This window comes from Streptomyces sp. CWNU-52B (assembly GCF_047444975.1).
Classification (GTDB): Bacteria; Actinomycetota; Actinomycetes; order Streptomycetales; family Streptomycetaceae; genus Streptomyces.
In genome coordinates, this window is the sequence record NZ_JBLFJV010000003.1 from 66,305 (window position 1) to 78,159 (window position 11,855).

Here is an 11,855-nt window from a genome sequence, read left to right on the forward strand (position 1 = left end):
CACGGGTCACACGTCCCAGGCGACCGGCAGGCTCTTCACGCCGTGGATGTCGGCGATCTCCGGGCGCAGCACGATCTCCTCGTCCGGTACGGCCAGGCGCAGGGTGGGGAAGCGGTTGAGCAGCGCCGGGAACGCCACCCGCATCTCGACGCGGGCCAGTTGCTGCCCCAGGCACTGGTGGATGCCGTGCCCGAACGCCAGATGACCGCCGCCCTTGCGGTGCAGGTCCAGCACCTGGGGGTCCGTGAAGCGCTCGGGATCGCGGTTGGCGGTGTTGTACGACATGATCAGCGGCTGGCCGGCCTTGATGGTCTGCCCGGCGAGTTCGACGTCCTCCAGCGCCGTCCGCATGAACGTCTTGCCGACGCTGAGGTACCGCAGGAGTTCCTCCACCGCCTGGTCGGTGAGCTCGGGATCGTCGCGCAGCGCGGCCAGTTGATCCGGGTTGCGCAGCAGCGCGAAGGTGCCGAGGGACAGCATGTTCGTGGTGGTGTCGAGTCCGGCCGCGAGCAGGATCAGAGCGATCCCCACCAGTTCCTCGTCGCTCAGATCGCTGCTGGTGAGGTCGCTGAGCACGTCGTCGGTGGGGTGCGCGCGTTTGGCGGCGACCAGTTCGGCGAGGTGTTCCTGGGTCGCGGTGTAGGCGGCCAGCAGGTCCAGGTCGTCCCCGTCCCCGTTCATGAACGCGTCGACCTGCTCCTGGAAGGTGTCCCGGTCCCGGTGCGGCACGCCCAGCAGTTCGCAGATCATGGTGGCGGGGATGGGCTTGGCGAACGCAGACACCAGGTCCACCGGGGGCCCGGCCTTCTCCATGGCGTCCAGGTGGTCGGTGGTGACCTGTTCGACGCGCTCGGCGAGCAGCCGCATCCGCCGTACGGTGAACTTGCCCATCAGCGGCTTCCGGTAGCGGCTGTGCCGGGGGTCGTCCATGAGGAGGAACTCGCCGGGCGGCGCCGGGGGGATCTGTATCCCCCCGTAGTCGACGAGCGGGTGGACCATGAGCTCCTTGCGGGAGCTGAACCGCGGGTCGGCCAGGATCGTCCTCGCCAGGTCGTACCCGGTGACCAGCCAGCCGGCTTTCCCGCCGGGGAAGGCGTAGCGGCTGATGGGGCCGTGCCGGCGGGCTTCGAGCAGCTCCGCCGGCGGGTCGAAGGGGCAGCCGGGCCGACGTGCCGTCGGCAGCGTCTTGACGGTGTGCAGGGGTTCACCCACGGCCATTCCTCATCTCGCGATGGTTACGGGTTCGGCGGCGACCGGAAATCTCGGCAATCTCGGCAATTCCCGGGTTCATGGCGGAATATGGACGCTGCGACGCGTGGTCCGATTTCCTTGCGTACCGCGACGGACGTCGTCCCGGGCGGCCGGGAAACATCGTCGACGGGCAAGTGAGCGCACAGCATACGTCGCTCGTCGCGGACGCACCACCGAACCCCGGAACCACAGTGTTTTGGAATCGTGCGGAGAATTGCGTAACACGTAACGGTGGCTCACACCGATGTTCCGCGGGGCGCGGGGCGCGACCATTCCGTACGGCGGCAGCGTCGATGTTGCCCACGGCCGGTGACGCCGGCCGGATCCCTCGGTCGGAAGGCCCTCCCATGACCATTGCCGGCGATTCGGAATCGGCGAAGTCGTTCGACGTCATAGTCGTCGGAGGCGGCCCCGCCGGGTCGTCGGTGGCGACGTTCGTCGCGATGCAGGGCCACCGCGTCCTGCTGCTGGAGAAAGAGGAGTTTCCCCGGCATCAGATCGGTGAATCCCTGCTGCCGTCCACGGTGCACGGGATATGCGGACTTCTCGGAGTCACCGAGGAACTGGAAAGCGCCGGTTTCATGAAGAAGCGCGGCGGCACCTTCCGCTGGGGCTCCAACAGCAAACCGTGGTCGTTCGACTTCGCGCTCTCGGAGAAGTTCGCGGGCCCGACGTCGTACGCCTATCAGGTCGAGCGGATGAAGTTCGACAAACTGCTCCTCGACAATGCGCGGCGCAAGGGCGTCGAGGTGCGTGAGCGCTGTGCGGTCCGTGACGTCCTGGAGGACGACGGCCGGGTGTGCGGGGTGCGGTACGAGGACGAGGCCGGTGTCGAGCACGAGACACGGGCCCGGTTCGTCGTCGACGCCTCCGGCAACCAGAGCCGGCTGCAGGGGCGCATCGGCGGTCAGCGCCGGTACTCGGAGTTCTTCCAGAACATCGCGCTCTACGGCTACTTCGAGGGCGGCAAGCGGCTGCCGGCGCCGTCGAGCGGCAACATCACGTGTGTGGCCTTCGACGCGGGCTGGTTCTGGTACATCCCGCTGACCGACACGCTCACCTCGGTCGGTGCCGTGGTGCGCAAGGAGTGCGCGGACCGGGTGCGGGGCGACCGCGTCGAGGCGCTGGCCTCGATGATCGCGGACTGTGACGTGGTCTCCGACTACCTCTCCGAGGCCCGGCGGGTGACCAGCGGACCGTACGGCGAGGTCCGCGTGCGCAAGGACTACTCCTATCTGCACGACAACTTCTGGCGGCCGGGCATGACCCTGGTGGGCGACTCCGTGGGCTTCATCGACCCGCTGTTCTCCTCGGGCGTCCACATGGCCACCTTCAGTTCCCTGCTGGCCGCCCGCTCCCTCAACACCGCGCTGCGCGGCGACCTGGAGGAGCGGGAGTGCTTCGCGGAGTACGAGGCCCGGTACCGCAAGGAGTACCAGACCTTCCACGACTTCCTCGTCACCTTCTACGACGTCAACCGGGACGAGCAGGAGTACTTCAACGAGGCCCGGCGCGTCACCCGGGACACCGCGCCCGGCGCGGCGGCGTTCGTCGGGCTGGTCGGCGGCGGGGCCTCCGACGATGTGGCGGTGCTGACCTCCGAGCCGTACCGGGACCAGCGCAAGAAGGATCTGCTGGAGCAGTCCCGGGGCATTCACTGGGAGGGCCACCGCATCCAGTTGCAGGCGGCCTTCGGTGAGGCGCTCGACGAGGCTCCGGTCGTCGCGGACGGCCTGATCGTCAGCCAGGACGGCATGCACTGGAAGAAGATGTGACGTCCCGGGGTGTGCCGTCCCGGGACGCCGGTCCCGGGACGGCATGTCCTGGGGGTCACGGCACCCGCGTACTTCCTGACGGGCTGTCCGACGGGGCCGCGGACCGGTAGACGGAGAGCGTGCCGGGCAGTCGCGCGCAGGCGGCCCGCGCGGCGCCGAGCATCTCGTCGTGGTCGGGTGCGGTGGCGTCCAGCAGGAGGCCGAGCATGGTGCCGCTGTGCGCGCACACCACGCCCGGTGCGCCGAGGCGCCCGGCGATACGGGTCAGGGCGTCGAGATTGCGTTTGGGCAGCCACCGCTGGTTGAGGGCCGCGCTGCGGGTGGTGACGGCGCCGACGCCCGTCAGGTCGGCCCCGGCGACCGCGGCGGCCAGGTCGTCGACGAGCCGCGCGTACTCGGCGGCCAGCGCGCCCGGCACGTGCCGGGTGCGGCGGTTGAAGGCGACGGTGTCCAGGTGCCCTCCCTCGTCGACGGCGACGACGGTGACGGGCGGCAGGGTGCCGAGGCGGGCCCGGAGCCGGACCGCGCGGTGTTCGAAGACGACGATGCCGGGATGCATGACCCCGTCGGTGGGTTCGATGGGGCGCAGCCAGTCCTCGACGGCGGCCGGTGAGGTGTCCAGGTCGAGTACGGTGCCGACGCTGCGGGCGGTGGCGACGAGATCGGCGGAGGAGCTGGCGAGGCCCTTGCCGATGAGCAGGTCGCTGTCCAGGACGAGGGAGCCGCCGCCGCCCGGCCCGCGGGAGTCGAGCATGGTCCGTGCCAGTACGAGCGACTTGGTCTTGTGCGCGGGGTAGACGCGCAGCGGGCCGTGCCGGTCGTGGCGGAACCAGGCGCGGGTGCCCAGGGTGATGGGGAACGTGACGAGGAAGGCCGTGCCGTCGGGCAGTACGCCCTGCAGCAGTTCGCCGAAGGTGCCGCAGGCGGCGCCGGTTCCCTCGTCCAGGTCCACGCCCACGCGGCGGGCCGCGGACGACACTTCGCTCATGTGCGGTCCGGTTCGGCGAGCAGGGTGTCGAGGCTCGAGGCCGCCGCCGCCCGGCGTTCGGCTTTGCGGGTGAACTCGCCTTCGAGCCGGTCGAGTTCACCGTCCTCGTCGGCGAGCAGTTCTTTGACGCGGTCGGGGTGCGCGGAACCCTGCGAGCTCTTGGCGCGCAGTCCGCGGTCGATGTCGAAGGACTCGGTGAGCAGTTCCCCGGCCGGCTCGGCCGCGTACCCGGCCTCGGCGGCGCAGCTCCGCAGCAGTTCGGCGTCGGGCCGGTCGGCGCGCAGCCCCCGGTCGACGGCGTGCTTGACGTAGCGACCGGCGACGACCTGGGCGGTGCGCCAGGGGATGCCGCAGTCGAGGGTGAGGCGGTTGGCGAGGGTGAAGCCGCCCAGGTGGTCCTCGGCGCAGGCGGCGCGCATCCGGTCGGTGCGGAAGGTGGCGCCGTTGACGACGGCGTGGGCCAGGCGCAGCACGGAGCGCATGGCGCCGGTCTGGACGTGCAGGTGGGCGCCGGTCTCCTTGGACACCTCGACGGTGTTGGTGTAGGGGGTGTTGCGCTGTCCGGCGGTGATGTCGGCGGAGCGGCCCACGACATGGGCGCAGCGGCCCCGGATGCGTTCCAGGACGGGGAAGTTGCGCTTCTGCGGCATGGCGGCGGAGATGCCCGCCAGTTCGTCGGGCAGGTCGAGGAAGCCGAAGCCGCTGCCGCTCCAGGTCATGAGGTCGGTGGTGAAGCGGCTCAGGACGGCGGCGTAGCCGGCGAGGTCGGCGGCGACGGAGGTGGTCCAGGTGCGGGAGGCCACGCCGACCAGGGCGTGCGGCTGGGGGCGGGCGAAGCCGAGCAGGCGGGCCAGCCGGGCGCGGTCCCAGGGCAGTTCCTGTCCGGCCATGGCGCCGGAGCCCAGGGGGCAGGCGTCGGTCTCGTCGTAGGTGTGCAGCATGCGGCGCAGTGCGGCGGTCGTCTCGGCGGCGAGGGCGGCGAGGTGGTAGCCGGGGGTGATGATCTGCGCGGCCTGGCCGTGGGTGTGGCCGGGCATCGGGGTGTCGGTGTAGCGGGCGGCGAGCGCGGTGACGGCCCGGCCGAGGACGACCAGGTCCAGGGCGACGGCGTTGAAGTTCTCGCGGGCCGCCATCAGCTGGGCGCAGACCTGGAGGTCGTTGCGGCTGCGGTCGACGTGCCAGGACGCGAAGGGCGGGGTGGCACCGGACTGCACATGGCGTTCGACCGCGAAGGAGATGTCGGAGAGGTTCTCCTCGGGTTCGGCTCGTATGACGTCGGCGGCGAGCGTGTCGAGGCGGGCGGCGACGGACGCCGCACCGGAGGCGTCCACCAGGCCCATCCGCAGGTATTCGAGGAGGAGCGCCTTCTCGATGGCGAGATAGCGGGGCAGCAGGTGCTCGGCCTCGTAGGCGAACTGCGGGGCGAGCACCTCCTCGTGCCACACGTCGCTGGGGACGCCGTCGATCCGGCCGGTCACCGTCATGCCGTTCTCCCGGGGTGGGTGCGGTCGAGTGCGGTGGCGAGCCCGGCCACCGTCGGGTCGGCGAAGAAGGTCCGGAGTGTGATCTCCGTGCGGTGCTCCGCGGTGAGGCGGGCGAGCAGGCGCAGGGCCTGGAGCGAGTGGCCGCCGGCGCTGAAGAAGTCCTGGTGGACGTCGACGGCGTCGGTGCCGAGCAGCTCCCGCCAGACGGCGGCCACCCGTGCCTCGGCCGTGTCGCGCGGGGCGGTCGCGGCGGGCGCCGGCTCGGCGGCGGGCTCCGGTGCGCGGCGCGGGCGGCGGGCGGGGCGGAATGCGGAGAGCCGGGCGCCGGGCGCCTCCAGGACGGTGGCGAGCAGTCGGAGGTAGTCGGCGAGCAGGAGGTCGGCGGTGGCCCGGTCGAAGAGGGCGACGTCGTAGACGACGCGTACGGTGCCGTCGGCGACGTCCAGCAGCAGGTCCTCCTCGCAGGAGGAGACGGGGGCGCCGAGCGGGCCGGTCGGCACGTGGTTGAAGGCCAGCTGGTACAGGGGCGGTACGCCGGGCAGGCGCCGGGCCGGCAGGAGTTCGACGAGGGTCTGGAGGGGGATGTCGTGCCGCTCCCCCTCACGGACGGCGGCGGTGGTGCGGCGGACGTGCTCGGTGACGTCCGGGTCGCCGGTGAGGTCGGCGCGCAGGACGCGCATGTTGACGAAGGTGCCGACCATGGAGCGGGTCCCGGGCTCGGTGCGGCCCGCCACGGGCAGGCCCACGGCGAGGTCGTCGGCCCCGGAGTGGTGGTGCAGCAGGGCGGTCCAGGCGGCGAGGAACAGCATCACGGGACGGGTGCCGTGGTGGCGGGCGGCGGCGGTCAGGGCGGCGGTGACGCCGACGGGCAGGGCGGTGCGCACCTCGGCGCCGCGGAAGGTGCGGGCCGGCGGCCGGGGCCGGTCCAGCGGCAGCGTGTGCACGGGCGGCAGTCCGTGCAGGCGGGCGCGCCAGTGCGTGGCGAGCGCGCCGCGCCTGTCAGGGGTGAGCCGTGCGCGTTCGCGCCGGGCGTACTCCCCGTAGCCGACCGGCAGTCGGGGCAGGCGCGCGGCCCGGCCCTCCTCGGCCGCGGCGCAGAGTTCGGTGAGTTCGGCGTGGACGTTGAACCGGGAGGCGGTGTCGTAGACGGTGTGGTGGGCGGCGAAGAGCACCGACCAGGACCCCTCCCCCAGTTCCAGGACCGCGGCGCGCCACAGGGGGAACCGCTGGTCGAACGGGCGTCGGGCCATTCTGGCCCGCAGCGACCGGAGTTCCTCGCTCTGTGCGGCGTGGTCGTACGCGCTCAGGTCGAGCCGTTCGACGTCCGGTGCCGGCCGGGGGTGCACCTCCTGGGTGAGCCGCCCGTCCACGGAGCGCAGTACGGTGCGCAGCGGTTCGTGGCGTTCCATCAGTACCGCGAGGGCGTCGACCAGGTCGTTCCCGGTGATGCCCGCGTGCACGGGGAACTCGTCGACCGCGCAGTACGTCGGCGGGTCGTGGGTGAGGCGGGACGCGAGCCAGGCGCGTTCCTGTGCGTACGACGCCGGTGCGATGGTGACCGGCCCGCCGGTGCGCTCGGGCGGGTCGTCGGCGACCGCGGCGGGGCGGGGTCTCGTCACGGAAGCTCGCCGTCGCTCAGCGGCAGGACGTGGCCGGGCAGTTCGACGGGGTCGCCGAGGACGACGGCGATCTCCCGGGTGCCCTCGTACGGTTCGCGGGCGTGTGCGGTGCGGATGTTGTCGACGAGGAGCACGTCGCCCGTCTGCCAGGGTTCTCCGACGGTGAACCGGTCGTAGACGGCGTTGATCTGCTCGACCGTGTCCGCCGTGACGGGGGTGCCGTCGCCGGCCGCGGTGTCGAACGGCAGACCGTCGGGGCCGTAGACGTCGGTGAGGTACTCGCGGACCGCGGGGTCCATGGTGAGGCCGTTGAGGAAGGCGATCTGGTTGAACCAGCCGGGCACTCCGGTGCGGGGGTGGCGTACCACGGCGGCCCGGCGCTGGCGGGTCAGCAGCCGGTCGTCGGGGAGCCAGGTGTGCTCGATGCCTGCTGTGGCGCAGTAGGCGTCGACCTCTGCGCGGTCGGCGCTGCCGAACGCGTCGGGCCAGGCGACCCCGACGTCGTGGTACATGCGGCGCAGCAGCCAGCCGTGCTCCTCGAGCGGGCCGGTCAGGTCGGACGGCAGAGCGGCCAGGACCTGCTGGGAGTCTGCGACGGTGGTGCGGCCGCCGCTGCCGGGCGCGGTGAGGCAGGCGAAGAGCAGGGTGCCGGGAACGGTGGCGGCGTGGCTCAGCTCGTGGTGCATGCACATGGGGTCCTCGGCGGGCCAGTGGCTGCCGGAGTGGACGCCTGGCGCGAGGGCGGTGCGGGGGGCGAAGCCCTCGCGCTCCGTCAGCGGTTCGATGCCGAGTGCGGCGGCGGTGTCGGCGGTGTCGGCGGCGGTGCGGACTTCGAGGCCGCGCAGCATGACGGCGCCGGACTCGGCGAGCGCGGCCAGGGCCGCGGCGCGGTGCGCGGTGGCGCGGGCGACGGGGCCGGCGCCGCCGGTGCGGACGTCGAGGACGCGCAGCGGGGCGGGGCCGGTGGCGGGTCGGGCCGTGACGCTGTGCGGGCGGTGCGGTGCGGGGGCCGGCACGGTGGCGGCCTTGCGGTCGAGCAGGGCCGCGACGTCGGCGACGGTGGGGGTGTCCCGGAGTTCCGCGACACTCACCTGCCGGTCGAGTTCGATCGCGAGGCGGATCGCGGACAGCGAGGTGCCGCCGAGGTCAGTGAACCGGGTGTCGCTCCCGATGCGCCGCTCCGGCACCCGCAGCAGCCGCGACCACACGGCGGCGACCCGGCGTTCGGTGTCGGTGGCGGTCGAGGCGGCCGGGCGCGCGGTGTCCGTACCGCCGGTGTCGCGGGCGCGCGCGGTGAGGGCGAGCCGGTCGATCTTCCCGTTGCCGGACAGCGGGAGTTCGCGGGCGCGGTACAGGCGCGGCGGCACCATGTAGTGGGGCAGGGCGGCGCCCAGGGCGCGGGCGACGCCCTCGCCGTCCGGTGCGTCCTCGCCCGTGTAGTAGCCGACGAGCTGGGCCTCGTCGTCCGTGCCGGCGACGACCACGGCGCCGTCGCGGACGCCGGGGACCTGGAGCAGCCGGTCCTCGATCTCGCCGAGTTCGATACGGAAGCCGCTGATCTTCACCTGGGCGTCGCGCCGGCCGAGGTACTCCAGCTCGCCGGAGAGCAGCCGTCGGCCGAAGTCGCCTGAGCGGTAGAGGCGTTCGGCCGGCCGGTGGGGGTCGTCGCCGTAGACGGCGGCGGTGCGGTCGGGGTCGTTGACGTAGCCGCGGCCGACGCACACCCCGGCGATGACGATCTCGCCGGGCGCGCCGTCGGGCACGAGGTGGAGCTGTTCGTCCATGACGTAGACGCGGCAGTTGCGGATGGTGTCGCCGAGCGGCACGGAGCGGTGGCCGGGCAGGGCGTGCATGACGCCGTGGTGGGAGTCGTCGCTCACCTCGGTCAGCCCGTAGCAGTTGACGAGGGGGACGCCGGGGAACGTCTCGAACCAGCGGCGCACCAGTTCCTTCTTCAGGGCCTCCCCCGTCACCGCCATGACCCGCAGGTGCGGCAGGGCGGCGCGGCCGTCGGCGGCCTCGGCCAGCAGGAGTTCGAGGTAGGTCGGCACCAACTGGGCGACCTGGGCGCCGTGGTGGTTCATGAGGTCGACGAACCGGCCCACGTCGAGCAGGGCCTCCTGCTCGACCAGCAGGGCGCGGCCGCCGACGAGGAGGGGGGAGACCAGCTGCCACAGGGAGATGTCGAAGCACTGCGGCGCGGTCTGCGCGACGGTGTCGCCCTCCTCGATGCCGAGGTCCTCGATCTTGGCGTAGAGGTGGTTGAGGAAGCCGTCGTGCTCGCACATCGCGCCCTTGGGCTCACCGGTGGAGCCCGAGGTGAAGTACACGTACGCCAACTGGTCCCCGGCGACCGGGACGGCGGGGTCGTGGGTGGGCCCGTCGCCGCGGACCAGGTCCTGGACGGACATCCGGCGGACGGTGTCACGGCCGGCGTCATGGGTGGCGTCAGCGGTGGCGTCATGACTGAGGCCAGGGCCTCGCAGGGCCTCGTCGAGCGGTGGTACGTCGGGGTCGGCGAGGACCCAGCGGCACTCGCTCCGGGTGAGGGACCTGGCCATGCGCGAGGCGGGGAAGCCCGGCTCCAGCGGCAGGTAGCAGCCGCCGGCCTTGAACACGGCAAGCACGGCGGCCGGCCACCGCTCGTGGCGCTCGGTCACGACCGCCACCACGTCCTCGGGGGCGAGCCCCTCCTGGAGCAGCGCCCAGGCGACCCGGTTGGCCTGCTCGTTGAGCTCACGGTAGGTCAGGGTGGTCGTGCCGTGGACGACGGCGACGGCGTCGGGGTGCCGGCGGACGCGCTCCTCGAAGAGTTCGTGGAAGCGCCGGCCGGGCAGCGGCCGTACGGGGCCCGCGCCGCCGGCGATGACGGCTTCGGTCTCCTCCGGCGAGAGCACGCCGTGTGCCGTGTGCGGCTCGTCGGGGGCCGCGGTCATCAGGTCCAGGACGCGCAGGGCGTAGCGGTCGAGGCGGTCGGCCTCCGGGTCCGCCGGGGCCGGCTGTGCCCGTGCGTCGTCCCAGGCCTCCTCCGCCTCCTTGCGCCCGTCCGCGGTGCCCACGTGGTGCACCAGGTCGCGCCAGGTGGCGTCGGGCGCCAGGGAGGGCACGCCCAGCATCACCGAGGCGACCTTCAGCCGCGCGGCCAGCCGTACCGTACCGGCGTCCGTTCCGCACGACCGGGCCGGCGCGGTGACGGCGTCCTTCGGCCCCGCGGGCGCCGTCGGTCGCCCGTCGGCCCGGTGGGGGGCTGCTTCCTGCATGGAGACGCTCCTGTTGATCGAGGTATCGACACGAGGTCGGCTTCCCTGGACAGGTCCTGGCGGCCGCGCGGCGGTCCGGGCCGGCTCCCCGTGCGCCGTTGCGATGGTGCTGACAGGCACCGGCTGCCGGCATCGGTGGGAGCCACCGTTACGACCACCGCCGACGCCCGTGTCCCGCGTGCCGGCGGTTCCCTGGAACCTCCGGGGTCATGTGTCCCAGGCGACCGGCAGGCTCTTCACGCCGTGGACGTCGGCGATGTCCACCTCGGGGCGCAGGACGATCTCCTCGGCCGGTACGGCCAGGCGCAGGGTGGGAAAGCGGTTGAGCAGCGCGGGGAACGCGATCCGCATCTGGACGCGGGCGAGTTGCTGCCCCAGGCACTGGTGGATGCCGTGCCCGAACGCCATGTGCCCGCCGCCCTTGCGGTGGAGGTCCAGCACGTGAGGGTCGGCGAAGCGCTCGGGGTCACGGTTGGCGGTGTTGTAGGAGAGGATCAGCGGCTGGCCGGCCCGGACGGTCCGGCCGCCGAGTTCGACGTCCTCCAGCGCCGTCCGCATGAACGTCTTGCCGACGCTCAGATAGCGCAGCAACTCCTCCACGGCCTGGTCGGTGAGCTCGGGATCGTCGCGCAGCGCGGCCAGTTGATCGGGGTTGCGCAGCAGCGCGAAGGTGCCGAGGCCCAGCATGTGCATGGTGGTGTCGAAGCCGGCCGCGAGCAGGATCAGGGCGACCCCCACCAGTTCCTCGTCGGTCAGATCGCTGCCGGTGAGGTCGCTGAGCACGTCGTCCGTGGGGCGGGCCCGCTTGGCGACGACCAGTTCGGCGAGGTGTTCCTGGGTCGCGGTGTAGGCCGCCATCAGGTCGTCGCGGGGCGCCCCCACGTTCCTGAACGCGTCGACCAGGTCCTGGAAGGTGTCCCGGTCCTCGTGCGGAACCCCGAGGATCTCGCACATCGTGATGGCGGGAATGCGTTTGGCGAATGCGGTCACCAGGTCCACGGGAGGCCCGGCCTTCTCCATGGCGTCCAGCTGGTCCTCGGTGATCTCCTCGATGCGCGCGGCGAGCAGCCGCATCCGCCGTACGGTGAACTTGCCCATCAGCGGCTTCCGGTAGCGGCCGTGCCGTGGCTCGTCCATGAAGAGGAACTCGCCGGGCGGCGCCGGGGAGAACTCGACGTCCCCGTAGTCGATGGTCGGGTGGAGCATGAGCTCCTTGCGTGCGCTGAACCGCGGGTCGGCCAGCACCGACCTGATCAGGTCGTACCCGGTGACCAGCCAGCCAGGTTTCCCCCCGGGGAAGGTGTAGTGGCTGAGGGGCCCGTGCCGGCGGGCTTCGAGCAGTTCCGCCGGCGGGTCGAAGGGGCAGCCGGGCCGGCGCACCGTCGGCAACGTGGTGACCGTGTGCAAGGACTCAGCCATGCCCCATCCTCATCTCGCGAACGTACGTGGGTTGCGCAGGTGACAGAACTCGGAACTCG

General features: G+C 72.4%; 7 protein-coding genes. 1 reads left to right on the forward strand and 6 read right to left on the reverse strand.

Translation table 11 applies throughout. The features are described from left to right. Positions 1-6 precede the first annotated feature (6 nt). Positions 7-1,212, reverse strand: coding sequence for a cytochrome P450 (locus tag ACLVWQ_RS02690; RefSeq protein ID WP_414106470.1), 1,206 nt, complete (start codon positions 1,210-1,212; stop codon positions 7-9). A gap of 386 nt (positions 1,213-1,598) precedes the next feature. Between ACLVWQ_RS02690 and ACLVWQ_RS02695 the strand changes: the two genes are divergently transcribed. Beyond that, the gene (locus ACLVWQ_RS02695; protein ID WP_414106471.1) at positions 1,599-3,026 is read left to right on the forward strand and encodes a tryptophan 7-halogenase; all 1,428 of its coding nucleotides are present in this window, start codon (positions 1,599-1,601) and stop codon (positions 3,024-3,026) included. Positions 3,027-3,081: 55 nt separating this feature from the next. Here the strand turns inward: ACLVWQ_RS02695 and ACLVWQ_RS02700 are convergent, their stop codons facing one another. From ACLVWQ_RS02700 to ACLVWQ_RS02720, 5 genes are all read right to left on the reverse strand, one after another. Further along, entirely contained in the window at positions 3,082-4,014 is a 933-nt protein-coding gene (locus tag ACLVWQ_RS02700; protein ID WP_414106472.1) for a kinase, read from the reverse strand. After that, positions 4,011-5,498 (reverse strand): argininosuccinate lyase, encoded by a 1,488-nt coding sequence (locus ACLVWQ_RS02705; RefSeq protein ID WP_414106473.1) that lies wholly within the window; start codon positions 5,496-5,498, stop codon positions 4,011-4,013. The genes ACLVWQ_RS02700 and ACLVWQ_RS02705 overlap by 4 nt, the downstream gene beginning before the upstream one ends. Next, positions 5,495-7,117, reverse strand: coding sequence for a condensation domain-containing protein (locus ACLVWQ_RS02710; protein ID WP_414106474.1), 1,623 nt, complete (start codon positions 7,115-7,117; stop codon positions 5,495-5,497). The genes ACLVWQ_RS02705 and ACLVWQ_RS02710 overlap by 4 nt, the downstream gene beginning before the upstream one ends. Continuing rightward, positions 7,114-10,377, reverse strand: coding sequence for a non-ribosomal peptide synthetase (locus tag ACLVWQ_RS02715; RefSeq protein WP_414106475.1), 3,264 nt, complete (start codon positions 10,375-10,377; stop codon positions 7,114-7,116). The genes ACLVWQ_RS02710 and ACLVWQ_RS02715 overlap by 4 nt, the downstream gene beginning before the upstream one ends. A 207-nt stretch (positions 10,378-10,584) precedes the next feature. Then, positions 10,585-11,796, reverse strand: coding sequence for a cytochrome P450 (locus ACLVWQ_RS02720; RefSeq protein ID WP_414106476.1), 1,212 nt, complete (start codon positions 11,794-11,796; stop codon positions 10,585-10,587). Between the last annotated feature and the right edge of the window lie 59 nt (positions 11,797-11,855).

Bases quoted from the DNA above. Each gene is read 5' to 3' on its own strand.
- ACLVWQ_RS02695 (WP_414106471.1), top strand. From the start codon at position 1,599: ATGACCATTGCCGGCGATTCGGAATCGGCGAAGTCGTTCGACGTCATA.
- ACLVWQ_RS02700 (WP_414106472.1), bottom strand. From the start codon at position 4,014: ATGAGCGAAGTGTCGTCCGCGGCCCGCCGCGTGGGCGTGGACCTGGAC.
- ACLVWQ_RS02705 (WP_414106473.1), bottom strand. From the start codon at position 5,498: ATGACGGTGACCGGCCGGATCGACGGCGTCCCCAGCGACGTGTGGCAC.
- ACLVWQ_RS02715 (WP_414106475.1), bottom strand. From the start codon at position 10,377: ATGCAGGAAGCAGCCCCCCACCGGGCCGACGGGCGACCGACGGCGCCC.
- ACLVWQ_RS02720 (WP_414106476.1), bottom strand. From the start codon at position 11,796: ATGGCTGAGTCCTTGCACACGGTCACCACGTTGCCGACGGTGCGCCGG.